Origin of the sequence: Sphingomonas adhaesiva (assembly GCF_002374855.1) — a bacterium.
GTDB classification, from domain to species: Bacteria; Pseudomonadota; Alphaproteobacteria; order Sphingomonadales; family Sphingomonadaceae; genus Sphingomonas; species Sphingomonas adhaesiva.
Map to the genome: position 1 here is coordinate 198275 of NZ_NWVC01000001.1, position 15310 is coordinate 213584.

Consider the following 15310-nt stretch of genomic DNA (forward strand, 5'->3'; position numbering starts at 1 on the left):
CCCGCCAGGGTTAGCCGTTCTGCAGCACCGCGCGGAACATCGGATCCTCCAGCGCGCGGCCGGTGCCGATCGCGACGCAGGTCAGCGGATCGTCGGCGATCGTCACCGGCAGCCCGGTTTCGTCGCGCAGCACCTCGTCCAGCCCCTGCAGCAGCGCGCCGCCGCCGGTCAGCACGATGCCCTGGTCGACGATGTCGGCGGCCAGTTCCGGCGCGGTGTTTTCCAGCGCGATTCGCACGCCGTCGACGATCGTCGCCACCGGCTCGCTCACCGCCTCGGCGATCTGCGCCTGGTTGATCTGGATTTCCTTGGGCACGCCGTTGACGAGGTCGCGGCCCTTGATGTGGATGGTCTTGCCGATGCCGTCGACCGGCGGCTTGGCGCAGCCCAGTTCCTGCTTGATCCGTTCCGCGGTCGCCTCGCCGATCAGCAGGTTGTGGTTGCGGCGCACGTAGCTGACGATCGCCTCGTCCATCTTGTCGCCGCCGACGCGGACCGAGGTGGTATAGGCCAGGCCGCGCAGCGACAGGACCGCGACCTCGGTGGTGCCGCCGCCGATGTCGACCACCATGCTGCCGATCGGTTCCGTCACCGGCATGTCCGCGCCGATCGCGGCGGCCATCGGCTCCTCGATCAGGTAGACCGCGCTGGCGCCGGCGTTCTGCGCCGCGTCGCGGATCGCGCGGCGCTCCACCTTGGTCGCGCCCGACGGCACGCAGATGACGATTTCGGGCCAGCGCATGAAGCGGCGGCGGCCGTGCACCTTCTCGATGAAGTGCTTGATCATCTGTTCGGCGACGTCGATGTCCGCGATCACGCCGTCGCGCATCGGGCGGATCGCCTCGATCGTGCCCGGCGTCTTGCCCATCATCAGCTTGGCATCGTCGCCGATCGCCTTGACGCGCTTCTGCCCGTTGATCGTCTCCACCGCCACCACCGACGGTTCGTTCAGGACGATGCCGCGCCCGCGCACGTAGACGACGGTGTTCGCCGTGCCGAGGTCGATCGCCATGTCGTGCGATGTCATCTTGAACAAGCGCGAGAATATCATTGACGTTGCTGTCCGTTGTTCGGGTCGCCGGCGCAGCGCCGGCAAGGTTCGCCTGTATCCCGACCACGTGACACCATCGGGTATCATGTCGAACGAAGGCGTCTGCGGGGTCGCGGGATGCGGCGGCTTGGGCTAGGGACTGCCTCGTGTCAATACGCCGTCTCCCTTCGCATCTGGTCAATCGTATCGCCGCCGGTGAAGTGGTGGAAAGACCGGCCAGCGCGTTGAAGGAGCTGGTCGAGAATGCGATCGACTCGGGCGCGGGGCGGATCGCGGTTGCGCTGTCCGCCGGGGGCGTCGAGCGGATCGAGGTCGCCGACGACGGGTGCGGGATGACGCCGGACGAGATCGCGCTGGCGCTGGAACGCCACGCCACCTCCAAGCTGCCCGACGAGGATATCGACCGCGTCGTCACGCTGGGGTTCCGGGGCGAGGCGCTGCCGTCGATCGCCTCGGTCGCGCGGCTGACGATCGAGAGCCGCCCGGCCGGACGCGACGGCTGGGCGCGCACCGTCGACAATGGCGTCGTCGAGCGCGACGGCCCCGCCGCGCTGCCGCCGGGGACGCGCGTTTTGGTGGAGGAGCTGTTCGCGCGGGTGCCGGCGCGGCGCAAGTTCCTGCGCTCGCCGCGCGCCGAATATGCCGCCTGCCTCGACGTCGTGCGGCGGCTGGCGATGGCGCGGCCCGATATCGCCTTCTCGGTCGAGCATGACGGGCGCCGCGTCCTGTCGGTGGCGGCGGCGGCGGACGGGCGGCCGGAGCGGGTGGCGGCGCTGACCGATCGCGCGCTGGCCGACAATTCGGTGGCGATCGACCTGGAGCGCGAGGGCCATGTGCTGGGCGGGGTCGCCGGGCTGCCGACCTTCCATCGCGGGGTGGCGGACCATCAATATCTGTTCGTCAACGGCCGCCCGGTGAAGGACCGGCTGCTGATCGGCGCGATTCGCGGCGCCTATGCCGAGATGATGCCGCGCGATCGCCACGCGGTGGTCGCGCTGTTCCTGGACGTGCCGCCCAGCGAGGTCGACGTGAACGTCCACCCCGCCAAGACCGAGGTGCGCTTCCGCGACCCGGCGCTGGTGCGCGGGATGATCGTATCCGGCCTGCGTCGCGCACTGGACACCGCCGGCCACCGCGTGGCGCATGATGCGCCCGCCGACGTGATGGCATTGTGGCGGCCGGAGCAGACAGTCTCCCTCCCTGCCGGGGAAGGGGTTGGGGGAGGGGCCGGTGTCTCACCGGGCGATCCGTTCGTGGCTGCCCCTTACCCATCGGGGGGCGGTTCATATCTCAACGACCGTCGCCCGACCTTCTTCGCCCCGCCGCCCGCCGCGCGGGCCGAGCCGGCGTGGCACGCCCCGCCCGAGGGCGCCGACTTCCCGCTGGGCGTCGCACGCGGGCAGGTAGCGAAGACCTATATCGTCGCGGAGGCGGCGGACGGGCTGGTGCTGGTCGACCAGCATGCCGCGCACGAACGGCTGGTGCTGGAACGGATGCGCGCGGCGCTGGCGGGCGGGCGCGTCGCGGCGCAGGCGCTGCTGCTGCCCGAGGTGGTCGAACTGGACGAGCCGGCGTGCGACCGGCTGGAGGCGCGGATCGCCGAGCTTGCCGATTTCGGGCTGGAACTGGAACGGTTCGGCGCGCGCGCGATGCTGGTCCGCGCCACGCCCGCGCTGCTGGGGCAGGGCGACCCCAAGGGGCTGGTCACCGATCTGGCCGACGAACTGGCCGCCTACGACCAGGCGCTGTCGCTGCGCGAGCGGCTGGACGCGGTGGCCGGGACGATGGCCTGCCACGGCTCGGTCCGCGCCGGCCGCGTCCTGTCGGTGGCCGAGATGAACGCGCTGCTTCGCGAGATGGAGGCGACGCCGCATTCGGGCCAGTGCAACCACGGCCGCCCGACCTGGGTGAAGTTGCAGATGGGGGACGTGGAGCGGCTGTTCGGGCGGAAGTGAGGCGGCGGCGGCGAGAGCGTCGCGCGCTTGCGGGGCGGCTGGTGGTACCTCATGCCCAAAATGTGAAATATTCAATCAAGGCCGGTTGGGATAGGATCGCCCCATGTGGACCTTCTTCCTGTGGAAAATCGCTGCACTGGTTGCCGCCATTTACTGCATAGTCAGGGCTGTGATCGACCTGCGTAGGCGAAGGTATGGCTGGGGAATCGTTGGCCTCCCAAGCGCCTTGATGTTCCTGATGACGCCGATCCAAACACACGCGGTGAAGGTTTATCTGCCTGCCGCTGGTTCGTGATTGCCAATGCCCAGTAGCGAACAGTCACCCTGCTGGTATGAGTGGCGGATGCGAAAGGCATGGATTTTGTTGCTTGCAGCTCTGTCAGGATGCGATCCGCTTCAGACAACATCTGACAAGCCAACTTTATTCGTTATCAATCAGATTGAGAGTAAATTACGCTCCGTCAAATGTATTGCGCCTCTTACTAAGTGGGAACGCAGCTACTGGTATTCGCGCGATGGAAACGGAGACATAAATCATAACTCCGTCGAAATTGATTTTCGCCAAGCGGGATTTGAGGAGTTCAAGCACGGGCGTTACGTTTTGGAAGCACCTCCGATACGTCAATTCGATGTGGACGATCGAGACTACCAGATCGTTTTTGGCAGCTTCAACGTGTCAAAAAAGCGTCTCAGCTTGCAAGCCTGTGGCAGGAACATCAGCTGAGTTTTCGTCCGCCAACCTCCATTCCCGGCCATTCTCACCTCGAAGAGCACATACTTTCGGGAGTAGCCACCAGCGCCAGATGAAAAGCCCCTTCGCCGGCGAATGACCACCCTTCAAGGGCGCGGCCCCGGCGACGGGCGACAGCCCGCTCAAACCGGCCGCAGCTGTTCCAGCCGCTTCACCGCGCGTTGCGCCAGTTCCGACAGGTGGCGGCGTTCGGCGGGGCGCAGCGGGTCGCGGGGGGTGGAGTCGATGACGCACAACATGCCCAGCGTCAGTCCCTCGTCATCCAGCAGTGGTGCGCCGGCGTAGAAGCGCAGCAGCTGCGTGCCGGCCAGCATCGGATTGTCGGCGAAGCGTGGATCGCGCCAGGCATCGGGGATGCAGAACACCTCCTCGGGCGTGTCCGCCGCCAGGATCGCATGACCGCACAGCGAGGCGCGGCGGCTGTACGGGCCGGTCGGCATGCCTTCCGCCGCGATCAGATACTGCCAGTCGCGATAGACGATCGATACCGCCGCCATGGAGGTATGCAGCGCCGCGCGCGCCTCCGCGACCAACAATTGCAGCGGCCGGTCGTTGCGAATCAGCAATGCGCCCGATCGTTCGACCGCGCGTTCGCGCCGCGGCTCCTCCGGTGAACGGGAGGGCGGCTCATATATAGTCACTCCCATCCGCGTTCCCCGCGTGTGTGCGGACAGGTTCTGCCATGGCGGTTGGGGCAGGGCCAGTGACATTTGTTCCAAAACGGCAGCGATTACAGCGCGTTCATGCGCGGCGCCGTTCCTGCGTCGCAGCCGCAGGGCGCGTCCGCCGCGCGCCGGCGCGCCGGCGATTTTCCGTACGCCGACCGCAACCTTTGCGCGCCACCGGCATTGAGCACCTCGAAACCGGTCACCGGTTGTCGAAGGGCAGACATGAAGCAGATTTTCCCCTTGGTCCTGGCCATCGTCCCGCTCGTCGCCGTGCTCGGCGCGTGCGTGGCGGTGCCCTGACCCCACCGGCCCCCCGGGCGTCGCATCCCCCCCCCGCTAGCGGCGCCCAACGGAAAGGCCCGCCTGGAGCGATCCAGGCGGGCCTTTTTGTATCCCGGTCCCGCGGCAGGCGGGGAAGGGAAAGCGCGGGGGATCAGCCCTGCGCTTCCTCCTCCTGAACCTCGGCGGTGGCGCCCGGCTCGGCATTGGGATCGTAATCCTCGGTGAAGCCGCCCTGGTCGCGGCCTTCCTCGAAGACCTGCGCCATGACGTCGACGCCGGCCGCCTGCATCTCGGCCTCTTCGGGCGAGCGCGCGACGTTCACCTTGACGGTGACGGCGACTTCCGGGTGCAGCTGCACGCGCACGTCGTACACGCCGATCGCCTTGATCGGCCGGTCGAGCACGATCTGGCTCTTGGTTACCTTGTGACCTTCGGCCTGCAGCGCGTCGACCAGATCGCGGACCGCGACCGAGCCGTACAGCTGGCCGACGTTCGACGACTGACGGATCAGCGTGACCGACGCGTCCTTGAACGAACCGGCTTCCTTCTCCGCGTCGGTACGACGCGCGGCGTTGTCGCTTTCGATGCGGGCGCGGTTGGCCTCGAACACCTTGCGGTTGGCTTCGTTGGCGCGCAGCGCCTTCTTGCGCGGCAGCAGGAAGTTGCGGGCGAACCCGTCCTTCACCTTCACCACGTCGCCGATGCCGCCGAGCTTCTCGACGCGCTCAAGCAGAATGACGTCCATCTGCTCTTCTCCTTACTTCACGACGTAGGGCAGCAGGCCCAGGTGGCGGGCGCGCTTGATCGCCTGCGCCAGCTCGCGCTGCTTCTTGGCGCTCACCGAGGTGATGCGCGACGGAACGATCTTGCCCCGCTCGGACACGAAGCCCTGCAGCAGGCGGACGTCCTTATAGTCGATCCGGGGCGCATCCTTGGCGCTGAACGGGCACGACTTGCGGCGGCGGAAAAACGGGCGCGCCATTATGCGTTCTCCTCTTCACGGTCGCGACGCGGACGCTCGCCGCGGTCACCGCCGCGCTCGCCACGATCGGCGCGACGCTCGCGGTCGCGCTCCTGCTTGCGCATCATCACCGACGGGCCGGCTTCGTGGCCGTCGACGCGGACGGTCATGTAGCGGATCACGTCTTCGTTGATGCTGGTCTGACGCTCCAGCTCGGCGACGGTGTCGCCCGGTGCGTCGATCTCGAGCATCACGTAATGCGCCTTGCGGTTCTTCGCGATGCGATACGCCAGGCTGCGCAGGCCCCAGGTCTCGGTCTTGACGACCGTGCCGCCGTGGTCGGCGACGATCTTCGTGGCGGCTTCCGCCAGCGCGTCCACCTGCGCCTGTGCCAGATCCTGGCGCGCAAGGAACACGTGCTCGTACAGAGCCATGTCTTTCCTCTATGTTGGCCGATCGCTGACATGGCCCCGTGCCATGCCCCTCCGGCTGTCGTCTTCGTTCTCAACGGCAAACGGGCGGGAACGGCATGGCCATCCCGCCCGAAGCGGCGTGCCCTATGGCGCATCGCGGCGGCAAAGGCAAGCCGTGCGCGGTTGACCGGCGGCGCCGGTGCGGCCTAGCAGCGCGCCACTAGCAGGAGTTCTGGATATGCGCGCGTTCATCTTTCCCGGTCAGGGCAGTCAGGCGGTCGGCATGGGCGCGGCGCTCGCCGATGCCTCCGCGGTGGCGCGCGAGGTGTTCGGCGAGGTGGACGAGGCGCTGAGCCAGAACCTGCGCCGGCTGATGGCCGAGGGGCCGGCGGACGAGCTGACGCTGACCGAGAATGCGCAGCCCGCGATCATGGCTAACGCGATCGCGACGCTGCGCGTGCTGGTGCACGAGGGCGGCGTGACGCTGGCGGAGAAGGCCGATTACGTCGCGGGTCATTCGCTGGGCGAATATAGCGCGCTGTGCGCGGCGGAGGCGCTGGACCTGTCCACCACCGCGCGGCTGCTGAAGCTGCGCGGCCGGGCGATGCAGGCGGCGGTGCCGGTGGGCGAGGGCGCGATGGCCGCGCTGCTGGGCGCCGATGTCGAAAAGGCGCAGGTGATCGCCGGCGCCGCGGTCGATTCGATTCTGGCTGAGGGCGGGGCCGAGCTGGTCTGCACCGTCGCCAACGACAACGATCCGTCGCAGGTCGTCATCTCCGGCCATCGCGTCGCGGTGGAGCGCGCGGTCGCGCTGGCCAAGGAGATGGGCGCCAAACGCGCGGTGCTGCTGCCGGTGTCGGCGCCGTTCCACTGCCCGCTGATGGAGGATGCCGCGCGCGCGATGGAGGCGGCGCTGGCCGACGCCGACCTGCGCGCGCCGCTGGTCCCCGTCTTCGCCAACGTCGATGCGGCGGCGGTCGCCGATCCCGGCGCGATCCGCGCGCTGCTGGTGGAGCAGGTGACCGGGCGGGTGCGGTGGCGCGAATCGGTCCTGGCGATGGTCGCGGCCGGAGTGACCGAGTTCGTGGAGTTCGGCGGCAAGGTGCTGTCCCCGATGGTCAAGCGCATCGCACCCGACGCCGAGGCGATCAGCGTCGTTTCGATGGACGATATCGAGGCGTTGCTTAAAAGGATGTGATGTTCACGCGAAGCCGCGAAGACGCAAAGACGATGGATCTCGAGGCCGCCGCCGCGGATGTCATCGACGTCGCGTTCCGGTTGCATCGTGACCTGGGGCCAGGCTTGCTGGAGAGCGTCTACGAGACCGTGCTCGCAGCAAAGCTGGCCCGTATGGGCCATGAGGTCCAGCGGCAATATCCCGTATCATTCTCATTCGACGGGATGGATTTCGATGCCGCGTTTCGCGTCGACCTGATCGTCGGCAGGCGGTTGCTGGTGGAGATCAAGTCGGTCGAGCGGCTGAACGCCGCTCACGGCAAGCAACTGCTGACGTATCTCAGGCTGACTAGGCAGCCGCTCGGGCTGCTTATCAATTTCGGAGGCGCGACGCTCAAGGAAGGGCTGCGGCGTGTCGTGAACGGCCACGACACCTTTGCGTCTTCGCGGCTTCGCGTGAACCAAATCAACGGAGAATAGAATGTTCGACCTTACAGGCATGACCGCGCTGGTGACCGGCGCATCGGGGGGGATCGGGTCGGCGATCGCGAAGGGGCTGGCGGCGCAGGGGGCGCGGCTGGCGGTGTCCGGGTCGAACGTCGCCAAGCTGGAGGCGTTCCTGGGCGAACTGGGCGGGGAAGGCCATGTCGCGGTGCCGTGCGACCTGTCGGATGCCGCCGCGGTCGACGCGCTGGTGCCGCAGGCGGTCGAGGCCCTGGGCGGGCGGATCGATATCCTGGTCAACAACGCCGGCGTCACGCGCGACAATCTGGCCATGCGGATGAAGGACGACGAATGGGATCAGGTGATCCGCGTCAACCTGGAGGCCGCGTTCCGGCTGATCCGCGCCGCGGCCAAGCCGATGATGAAGCAGCGGTTCGGCCGCGTCGTGTCGATCACCTCGGTCGTCGGGCAGACCGGCAATCCCGGGCAGGCGAACTATGCCGCGTCCAAGGCGGGGCTGGTCGGCATGTCCAAGGCGCTGGCGCAGGAACTGGCCAGCCGCAACATCACGGTCAATTGCGTCGCGCCCGGCTTCATCCGCTCGGCGATGACCGATGTGCTGCCCGACGCGCAGAAGCAGGCGCTGACCGCGCGCATCCCGGCGGGCGACCTGGGCACGGGGGAGGATATCGCCGCCGCGGTCGTCTATCTGGCGTCGAAGGAAGCCGGCTACGTCACCGGCCAGACCATCCACGTCAACGGCGGGATGGCGATGGTTTGAGGGTCGTTCGAAACGTGCGAAATGCACGTTTCGCGGCACCGGCCCGAAAACTCGCTGACGGCGAGTTTTGACGCGAACTGACCCCCGATACGGGTGGGATCGCCGGTGCATGAGGCATACACACCCTTGTCAGGCCGCGCCCCCCGTTCTACCTGCGTTCAGCAATTACCCATTTACCCCCCAAGTTAGAGAGGGAATGACATGAGCGAGACCGCCGACCGCGTGAAGAAGATCGTCGTCGAGCATCTCGGCGTCGAAGCCGAAAAGGTGACCGAGGACGCCAGCTTCATCGACGATCTGGGCGCGGACAGCCTCGACATCGTCGAGCTGGTCATGGCGTTCGAGGAAGAGTTCGGGGTGGAAATTCCGGACGACGCCGCCGAGAAGATCTCGACCGTCAAGGACGCGATCACCTACATCGACGAGCACAAGGGCTAAGCCCGAAGCGCCGGGCGGGCAGGGCACGCCCTTGCCAACCCCCGGCCATCGACCGATGTGAGCGGCTTCCCATCCTTTGCAGAAAGGGGTGGGAAGCCGTTTCATTTTGAAGAACCGTCCGTGCAGGGGAGTGGCGCGGGATACGGTAGTGAAGGGAAGCCTATGCGTCGCGTCGTCGTCACCGGACTTGGCCTCGTCACCCCGCTGGGTGCGGATGTGGAGACCGTCTGGGCCAATCTGATCGCCGGAAAGTCCGGGGCCGGGCCGATCACGCGCTTCGACACCACGGGGCAGAAGTGCACCATCGCGTGCGAGGTGAAGCCCAAGGATCACGAATATGGCTTCGACGCCGACAAGCGCGTCGACCACAAGATCCAGCGGCAGGTCGATCCGTTCATCGTCTATGGCATCGATGCCGCCGGACAGGCGCTGGAGGATGCCGGGCTGACCGACATGGACGAGGCGACGAAGCTGCGCGCGGGCGTGTCGATCGGATCGGGCATCGGCGGGCTGCCGGGGATTGAGATCGAATCGGTCAACCTGCACGAACGCGGGCCGGGCCGGGTCAGCCCGCATTTCGTCCACGGGCGGCTCATCAACCTGATCTCGGGTCAGGTCAGCATCAAATACGGGCTGATGGGGCCGAACCATGCGGTGGTCACCGCCTGCTCCACGGGCGCGCATTCGATCGGCGACGCCGCGCGGATGATCAAGGATGACGATGCCGACATCATGCTGGCGGGCGGCGCGGAAAGCACCGTCAACCCGCTGGGCGTCGCCGGCTTCGCGCAGGCCCGCGCGCTCAACATGAGCATGAACGACCGCCCGACCGAGGCGAGCCGCCCGTACGACAAGGATCGCGACGGCTTCGTGATGGGCGAGGGCGCGGGCGTCGTCGTGCTGGAGGAGTATGAGCACGCCAAGGCGCGCGGCGCGAAGATCTATGCCGAGGTGGTCGGCTACGGCCTGTCGGGCGATGCCTATCACGTCACCGCGCCGCACCCGGAGGGCAAGGGCGCGGAGAATGCGATGCGCATGGCGCTCCGCAAGGCCGGCATGGAGCCGGGCGATATCGACTATATCAACGCGCACGGCACCTCGACCATGGCCGACACGATCGAGCTGGCCGCGGCCAAGCGCGTGTTCGGCGACGACCTGTCGGGCGCCTCGATGTCGAGCACCAAGTCGGCGATCGGCCACCTGCTGGGCGGCGCGGGCGCGGTGGAGAGTATCTTCTGCATCCTGGCGCTGCGCGACCAGGTGGTGCCGCCGACGCTGAACCTGCACAACCCGGACGAGGGGACCGAGGGCGTCGACCTGGTGCCGCTGGTCGCGAAGAAGCGCCCGGTGCGCGCGGTGCTGAACAATTCGTTCGGCTTCGGCGGGACCAACGCCTCGCTGGTGATGAAGGCGGTCTGAGGAGGCGATCGGATGCGCAGGGTCGGCTGTATCGGGCTGATCGCCGGCCTGCTCATCGTCATCGCCGGATGGTGGGCGGTGCACGGATGGAAGGGCCATGGCCCGTCCGAACGCGCCACCACCGTCACGATCGCGCAGGGCGCGACGCTGGCGGCCGCGGCCCGCGAACTGGAGCGCACCGGCGTCATCGCATCGGCCGGGCGGTTCCGCACCCAGGCGCGGCTGTTCGGTGCGGGCACCCCGATCAAGGCGGGCGAATATGCCTTCCCTGCGAAGGTCAGCGCGTCGGAAGTGCTGTCGATCCTGCAGGGCGGGAAGGCGGTGCAGCGCGTCGTGATCGTCCCCGAAGGGCTGCCGTCGGTGATGGTCCATGACGCGCTGATGAAGGCGGACGGACTGACCGGCGACGTGAAGGTGCCCGCGGAAGGATCGGTGCTGCCCGACGGCTATGCCTTCGAACGCGGCGATACGCGCGCGGCGGTGCTGGCGCGGATGCAGGCGGCGATGACGCGGTACCTGACGGCGGCGTGGAAGGCGCGCAAGCCGACCACCGTCGTCACCAGTCCGAAGCAGGCGATCATCCTGGCCTCGATCGTCGAGAAGGAAACCGGCAAGCCCGAGGAGCGCCGCGCGGTCGCGGCGGTCTATTCCAACCGGCTGCGGCTGGGTATGCCGCTACAGGCCGATCCGACCGTGATCTATCCGATCACCAAGGGACGCCCGCTGGGCCGCCGCATCCGCCAGTCGGAACTGCGCGCGAAGAATGGCTACAACACCTATGCCAGCCCAGGCCTGCCGGTGGGACCGATCGCCAACCCCGGGCGGCTGTCGATCGACGCGGTGCTCGACCCGGCATCGTCCAAGGCGCTGTATTTCGTCGCGGACGGCAGCGGCGGGCATGTGTTCGCCGACACGCTGGCGGAACATAACGCCAATGTGAAGAAATGGTACGCGATCCGCCGCGCGCGCGGGGAGATGTAGCACGGTTTGGCGCATCATGCATGACTGATCCCATCGGAGCCGCCGTCGCGGTGGGCGCGATCATCGCACGGGATGGTCGCCTGCTATTGGGCTTGCGATCGCCCTATCGCCGGCGCTGCCCCGGCAGGTGGGATCTGCCGGGCGGGCATGTCGAGGATGGAGAGACGGTCGTCGAGGCGGCGAGGCGCGAACTGATGGAGGAAATCGGCATCATCGCCGAACGCATCGGCTTGCTCGTCACGCTCAACTTGCTGGACGTCGGCGGTCGGCCGATGCTGCTCTCGATCATGCGGGTCGCTGAATGGAGGGGCAGCCCGACGCTTCGCGATCACGAGCATGTCGCGCTTGGCTGGTTCACGCCGGACGCGGCCGCCGAACTGCCCGACCTTGCGGTCGATGCCTATCGTCCGGTATTCGGACGGCTCCGGCTGAACTCGTTCTAGCGACGCATCGCTGCCGCGGCGCGGGCGCGCGCCTCGATTTCCGGTAGCGTGCCCTCGGTCACCCAGCTGCCGCCCACGCACAATACGGGGTCGAGCGCGAGCCAGTCGGGTGCGCTCGCCTCGGTGATGCCGCCGGTCGGGCAGAAGCGGCACTGGTAGAAGGGCGCGGCCAGCGCCTTCAGCGCCTTGATCCCGCCGCTGGTCTCGGCCGGGAAGAACTTGAAGTGCGACAGCCCCATGTCCAGCCCGCGCATGATGTCGCCCGCAGTGGCGACGCCGGGGAGCCACGGGATGCCGGCGGCGGCGATCGCTTCGCCCAGCGGCTGCGACAGGCCGGGGGAGACGATGAACTCCGCGCCCGCGGCCTTCACCTCGTCGACCTGCTGCGTCGTCACGACGGTGCCCGCGCCGACGATCGCGCCGGGCACCTGCTTCATCTCGCGGATCGCATCCAGCGCGGCGGGGGTGCGCAGCGTCACCTCCAGCACCTTCAGCCCGCCGGCGACCAGCGCCTCGGCGAGCGGGCGCGCCTGCGCGGCGTCCTTGATGACCAGCACCGGGATGACGGCGCTGGTCTGCATGATCGCGGCGATATCGGTCAACGTGCGTGCTCCTGGGCAAAGGCGGCCGCGGCCCCGAACAGGCCGGGCTGGGGATGGGTGATGAGCTTGACGGGCAGCCTGGCCATCATCTGCTGGAAGCGGCCCTTGGCGACGAACCTTTGGTCGAAGCCGGAACGCAGCAGCTTGTCCTTGATGCGCAGCCCCAGCCCGCCGGCGATCACGACGCCCTTCGCGCCATGCGCCAGCGCCAGGTCGCCCGCCACCGCGCCAAGCGCCAGGCAGAAGCGGTCGAGCGCGGCGTTGGCGATCGAATCGGTCCCTTCCAGCGCGGCGGTCCAGATCGCCTTATCGTCGCGCAGCACGACCGAGCGCCCCTCCATGTCGGCGAGCGTTTCGTAGATGGCGACGATGCCCGGCCCGGCGACGATCCGTTCGGCCGACACGCGCGTATAGGTCTTGCGCAGCCGCTTGAGCAGCGCGTCCTCGATCCCGTCGAGCGGGGCGTAGTCCATGTGCCCGCCCTCCGTGGACAGGACATGGTATTCGCCGTCGTGGCGGAACACCTGCGCCACGCCCAGCCCCGTGCCGGGGCCGCAGACGGTGGTGATCCCCTCGTGGGGCAGCGGTTCGTCCGGGCCGCACAGATGCTCGAAATCCTCATGCGGCAATTGCGCCACCGCATGGCCGATCGCGCCGAAATCGTTGATGATCGTCCAGGTGTCGGCGCCCAGCCGCTCGGGGATCAGCGACGGGCGGATCACCCAGGGGTTGTTGGTCAGTCGGATGACGTCGCCGGTGATCGGCGAGGCGACCGAGATCGCGGCGGCGCGGGGCAGGGTGCCGCCCTGCCGCTCGCGATAGGCTTCCCATGCGGTCTGCAGGCTGGCGTGATCGGCGGTCTTGAGCGTGACGGGTTCCCCCAGTGACACGACGCGCCGGTCGGCGACCTCCGCAATGGCGAAGCGCGCGTGCGTGCCGCCGATATCGACCGAAACCACCTGCATGAACGTCTTCCCTCTCATCCATCGTCACCCCGGCGACGGCCGGGACGGCGGGGTCGTTACAGCCCGGCGCCCGCCAGGATCGCGCTGGCGCCCTTTTCGGCCTCGTCCGCCAGCCCGCGGAACATGCCGAACAATTCGCGGCCCATGCCGGTCGCCGCGGGCGGCGCGGCGGCGGGCGTGCGCGCGGCCCATTCGTCGGCGGGCACCAGCGCCTCCAGCGTCCCCGCCTCGGCATCGACGCGGATCAGGTCGCCGTCGCGGATCAGCGCGATCGCGCCGCCGACCCCGTCCCGTCCCGGCAAGGCTTCGGGCGAACAGTGGATCGCGCACGGCACCTTGCCGCTCGCCCCCGACATCCGCCCGTCGGTGACCAGCGCGACGCGGAAGCCGCGGTTCTGGAGCACGCCGAGCGGCGGCGTCAGCTTGTGCAGTTCGGGCATCCCGTTGGCGCGCGGCCCCTGGAAGCGGACGACGACGACGACGTCGCGTTCCAGCTCGCCGGCCTTGAACGCCTCCAGCACCTCCAGCTGGTCGGCGAAGACGCGCGCGGGCGCCTCGACCACCCAGCGGTCGCGCTCCACCGCCGACACCTTGATGCAGGCGCGGCCGATATTGCCCTGCAGGATGCGCATCCCGCCATCGGGCGAGAAGGGCGCGGCGGCCGGGCGCAGGATCGTGTCGTCGCGCGTCGGGCCGGCGGGCGCCCAGGTCAGCGCATCGCCGTCCAGCGTCGGTGCGCTGCCGTAATCGGTCAGGTCGCCGCCAGCGACGGTCATGATGTCACGGTGGAGGTAGCCCGCGTCGAGCAGCTCGCGGATCACGAACGGCATCCCCCCCGCCGCCTCGAACCCGTTCACGTCCGCCGATCCGTTGGGATAGACGCGCGCGAGCAGCGGCACCGCGGCGGACAGGCGGTCGAAATCCTCCCAGTCGATCACGATCCCCGCCGCACGCGCGATCGCGGGGACGTGGAGCAGGTGGTTGGTCGATCCGCCCGTCGCCAGCAGGCCGACGGCGGCGTTGACGATCGCCTTCTCGTCCACGCAGCGGCCCAGCGGGCGGTAATCGTCGCCGTGCACACCGATCCGCGGCAGGCGGTGGACCGCCGCGCGGGTCAGTTCCTGGCGCAGCTTCGTGCCCGGATTGACGAAGGCCGCGCCGGGCATGTGCAGCCCCATCACCTCCATCATCATCTGGTTGGTGTTGGCGGTGCCGTAGAAAGTGCAGGTGCCCTGCGTGTGATAGGCCTGGATTTCGGCATCCAGCAGTTCGTCGCGCGTCGCCTGCCCCTCGGCGAAGCGTTCGCGCACCGCGGCCTTCGCCTTGTTGGGCAGGCCCGACGGCATCGGGCCGCCGGGGATCAGGATCATCGGCAGGTGGCCGAAGCGCAGCGCGCCCATCAGCAGCCCCGGCACGATCTTGTCACAGATGCCCAGCAGCGCCGCGCCCTCGAACGTGCCGTGGCTGAGCGCGATGGCGGTGGACAGCGCGATCGTGTCGCGGCTGAACAGCGACAGCTCCATCCCCGGATAGCCCTGCGTCACGCCGTCGCACATCGCGGGCACGCCGCCCGCCACCTGCGCGGTCGCGCCGACCTCGCGCGCCCAGACCTTCATCTGTTCGGGATAGCGGTAATAGACCGCATGCGCCGAGAGCATGTCGTTATAGGCGGTGACCAGGCCGATGTTCATCGCCTGCGTCTGCGTCTTCATCGCGTCGCGATCCTCGGGCGTGCCGGCATAGGCATGCGCCAGGTTCGCGCAGCCCAGCCGCGGACGCCCGATCCAGCCGTCGCGCTCGCGCTCGATCAGCGACAGATAGGCGCTGCGCGTGGGGCGCGAGCGTTCGATGATCCGATCGGTGACGGCGCTGACGGCAGGGTTCATGCGATAAGCCTTAGCGAGGGGCGAAGCAGGTGCGAAGTTGCCGCGACCGTCACCCTGTTCGATGCGGCCCGGCGGCCTCCTGATAACGTTAACT

General features: G+C 68.3%; 19 protein-coding genes. 11 read left to right on the plus strand and 8 right to left on the minus strand.

Features of this window, described 5'->3' with window-relative positions; all coding sequences use genetic code 11:
• Nucleotides 1–10 precede the first annotated feature (10 nt).
• Nucleotides 11–1051, minus strand: coding sequence for a rod shape-determining protein (locus tag COA07_RS01000; RefSeq protein ID WP_066711664.1), 1041 nt, complete (start codon nt 1049–1051; stop codon nt 11–13).
• A gap of 146 nt (nt 1052–1197) precedes the next feature.
• Here COA07_RS01000 and mutL point away from each other — a divergent pair, with 146 nt between their 5' ends.
• The 3 genes from mutL to COA07_RS17665 all read left to right on the plus strand — a co-directional run bounded on the left by mutL (nt 1198) and on the right by COA07_RS17665 (nt 3730).
• Nucleotides 1198–3006, plus strand: coding sequence for a DNA mismatch repair endonuclease MutL (gene mutL, locus COA07_RS01005; RefSeq protein ID WP_096640343.1), 1809 nt, complete (start codon nt 1198–1200; stop codon nt 3004–3006).
• A gap of 103 nt (nt 3007–3109) precedes the next feature.
• Complete coding sequence (locus COA07_RS01010) at nt 3110–3301, plus strand: hypothetical protein (protein ID WP_066711052.1); 192 nt, start codon at nt 3110–3112, stop codon at nt 3299–3301.
• Nucleotides 3302–3349: 48 nt separating this feature from the next.
• The gene (locus tag COA07_RS17665) at nt 3350–3730 is read left to right on the plus strand and encodes a hypothetical protein (RefSeq protein WP_141396453.1); all 381 of its coding nucleotides are present in this window, start codon (nt 3350–3352) and stop codon (nt 3728–3730) included.
• Nucleotides 3731–3879: 149 nt separating this feature from the next.
• Here the strand turns inward: COA07_RS17665 and COA07_RS01015 are convergent, their stop codons facing one another.
• Nucleotides 3880–4404 (minus strand): GAF domain-containing protein, encoded by a 525-nt coding sequence (locus tag COA07_RS01015; protein ID WP_169924215.1) that lies wholly within the window; start codon nt 4402–4404, stop codon nt 3880–3882.
• A 96-nt stretch (nt 4405–4500) separates the two neighbouring features.
• Here COA07_RS01015 and COA07_RS01020 point away from each other — a divergent pair, with 96 nt between their 5' ends.
• The gene (locus COA07_RS01020; RefSeq protein ID WP_141396454.1) at nt 4501–4725 is read left to right on the plus strand and encodes a hypothetical protein; all 225 of its coding nucleotides are present in this window, start codon (nt 4501–4503) and stop codon (nt 4723–4725) included.
• Nucleotides 4726–4858: 133 nt separating this feature from the next.
• Here the strand turns inward: COA07_RS01020 and rplI are convergent, their stop codons facing one another.
• From rplI to rpsF, 3 genes are read right to left on the minus strand one after another with little or no spacing between them, the layout of a single operon-like run.
• On the minus strand, nt 4859–5452 hold the full coding sequence (rplI, locus tag COA07_RS01025; protein WP_066711057.1) for a 50S ribosomal protein L9: 594 nt from the start codon (nt 5450–5452) through the stop codon (nt 4859–4861).
• Between the two features lie 12 nt (nt 5453–5464).
• Complete coding sequence (gene rpsR, locus COA07_RS01030; RefSeq protein WP_007403456.1) at nt 5465–5689, minus strand: 30S ribosomal protein S18; 225 nt, start codon at nt 5687–5689, stop codon at nt 5465–5467.
• Nucleotides 5689–6102 (minus strand): 30S ribosomal protein S6, encoded by a 414-nt coding sequence (rpsF, locus tag COA07_RS01035; RefSeq protein WP_066711059.1) that lies wholly within the window; start codon nt 6100–6102, stop codon nt 5689–5691. Before rpsF ends, rpsR begins: the two co-directional genes overlap by 1 nt.
• 217 nt (nt 6103–6319) lie before the next feature.
• On the opposite strand from rpsF, the gene fabD reads away from it, so the two are divergent.
• The 7 genes from fabD (at nt 6320) to COA07_RS01070 (ending at nt 11763) form a co-directional block, all read left to right on the plus strand.
• Complete coding sequence (fabD, locus tag COA07_RS01040; RefSeq protein WP_066711061.1) at nt 6320–7279, plus strand: ACP S-malonyltransferase; 960 nt, start codon at nt 6320–6322, stop codon at nt 7277–7279.
• Nucleotides 7279–7737 (plus strand): GxxExxY protein, encoded by a 459-nt coding sequence (locus tag COA07_RS01045; RefSeq protein ID WP_245841942.1) that lies wholly within the window; start codon nt 7279–7281, stop codon nt 7735–7737. Before fabD ends, COA07_RS01045 begins: the two co-directional genes overlap by 1 nt.
• A gap of 1 nt (nt 7738) precedes the next feature.
• Entirely contained in the window at nt 7739–8482 is a 744-nt protein-coding gene (gene fabG / locus COA07_RS01050) for a 3-oxoacyl-[acyl-carrier-protein] reductase (protein ID WP_066711063.1), read from the plus strand.
• A gap of 201 nt (nt 8483–8683) precedes the next feature.
• The gene (locus COA07_RS01055) at nt 8684–8920 is read left to right on the plus strand and encodes an acyl carrier protein (RefSeq protein WP_066486348.1); all 237 of its coding nucleotides are present in this window, start codon (nt 8684–8686) and stop codon (nt 8918–8920) included.
• 162 nt (nt 8921–9082) lie between these two features.
• Entirely contained in the window at nt 9083–10339 is a 1257-nt protein-coding gene (gene fabF, locus COA07_RS01060; RefSeq protein WP_066711065.1) for a beta-ketoacyl-ACP synthase II, read from the plus strand.
• Nucleotides 10340–10351: 12 nt separating this feature from the next.
• Complete coding sequence (gene mltG, locus COA07_RS01065; protein ID WP_066711067.1) at nt 10352–11320, plus strand: endolytic transglycosylase MltG; 969 nt, start codon at nt 10352–10354, stop codon at nt 11318–11320.
• 50 nt (nt 11321–11370) lie between these two features.
• Entirely contained in the window at nt 11371–11763 is a 393-nt protein-coding gene (locus COA07_RS01070) for an NUDIX domain-containing protein (protein ID WP_169924216.1), read from the plus strand.
• On the opposite strand, the gene eda is transcribed toward COA07_RS01070, so the two are convergent.
• Genes eda through edd form a run of 3 tightly spaced genes read right to left on the minus strand, consistent with a single transcriptional unit; the run spans nt 11760 to nt 15216 of the window.
• A complete protein-coding gene (gene eda, locus COA07_RS01075; RefSeq protein ID WP_066711075.1) occupies nt 11760–12344 on the minus strand; it encodes a bifunctional 4-hydroxy-2-oxoglutarate aldolase/2-dehydro-3-deoxy-phosphogluconate aldolase in 585 nt (194 codons plus the stop codon). The genes COA07_RS01070 and eda overlap by 4 nt on opposite strands.
• 17 nt (nt 12345–12361) lie before the next feature.
• Nucleotides 12362–13330 carry a glucokinase gene (glk, locus tag COA07_RS01080; protein WP_066711071.1) on the minus strand — a complete coding sequence of 323 codons (969 nt, stop codon included), beginning with the start codon at nt 13328–13330 and terminating at the stop codon, nt 12362–12364.
• Nucleotides 13331–13386: 56 nt separating this feature from the next.
• Complete coding sequence (gene edd, locus COA07_RS01085) at nt 13387–15216, minus strand: phosphogluconate dehydratase (protein WP_096640344.1); 1830 nt, start codon at nt 15214–15216, stop codon at nt 13387–13389.
• Between the last annotated feature and the right edge of the window lie 94 nt (nt 15217–15310).

Coding starts and splice junctions, on each gene's coding strand:
- COA07_RS01000 (WP_066711664.1), bottom strand. CDS start 1,051: ATGATATTCTCGCGCTTGTTCAAGATGACATCGCACGACATGGCGATC.
- COA07_RS01010 (WP_066711052.1), top strand. CDS start 3,110: ATGTGGACCTTCTTCCTGTGGAAAATCGCTGCACTGGTTGCCGCCATT.
- COA07_RS17665 (WP_141396453.1), top strand. CDS start 3,350: ATGCGAAAGGCATGGATTTTGTTGCTTGCAGCTCTGTCAGGATGCGAT.
- COA07_RS01015 (WP_169924215.1), bottom strand. CDS start 4,404: ATGGGAGTGACTATATATGAGCCGCCCTCCCGTTCACCGGAGGAGCCG.
- COA07_RS01020 (WP_141396454.1), top strand. CDS start 4,501: ATGCGCGGCGCCGTTCCTGCGTCGCAGCCGCAGGGCGCGTCCGCCGCG.
- rplI (WP_066711057.1), bottom strand. CDS start 5,452: ATGGACGTCATTCTGCTTGAGCGCGTCGAGAAGCTCGGCGGCATCGGC.
- rpsR (WP_007403456.1), bottom strand. CDS start 5,689: ATGGCGCGCCCGTTTTTCCGCCGCCGCAAGTCGTGCCCGTTCAGCGCC.
- rpsF (WP_066711059.1), bottom strand. CDS start 6,102: ATGGCTCTGTACGAGCACGTGTTCCTTGCGCGCCAGGATCTGGCACAG.
- fabD (WP_066711061.1), top strand. CDS start 6,320: ATGCGCGCGTTCATCTTTCCCGGTCAGGGCAGTCAGGCGGTCGGCATG.
- COA07_RS01045 (WP_245841942.1), top strand. CDS start 7,279: ATGTTCACGCGAAGCCGCGAAGACGCAAAGACGATGGATCTCGAGGCC.
- fabG (WP_066711063.1), top strand. CDS start 7,739: ATGTTCGACCTTACAGGCATGACCGCGCTGGTGACCGGCGCATCGGGG.
- COA07_RS01055 (WP_066486348.1), top strand. CDS start 8,684: ATGAGCGAGACCGCCGACCGCGTGAAGAAGATCGTCGTCGAGCATCTC.
- fabF (WP_066711065.1), top strand. CDS start 9,083: ATGCGTCGCGTCGTCGTCACCGGACTTGGCCTCGTCACCCCGCTGGGT.
- mltG (WP_066711067.1), top strand. CDS start 10,352: ATGCGCAGGGTCGGCTGTATCGGGCTGATCGCCGGCCTGCTCATCGTC.
- eda (WP_066711075.1), bottom strand. CDS start 12,344: ATGCAGACCAGCGCCGTCATCCCGGTGCTGGTCATCAAGGACGCCGCG.
- glk (WP_066711071.1), bottom strand. CDS start 13,330: ATGCAGGTGGTTTCGGTCGATATCGGCGGCACGCACGCGCGCTTCGCC.
- edd (WP_096640344.1), bottom strand. CDS start 15,216: ATGAACCCTGCCGTCAGCGCCGTCACCGATCGGATCATCGAACGCTCG.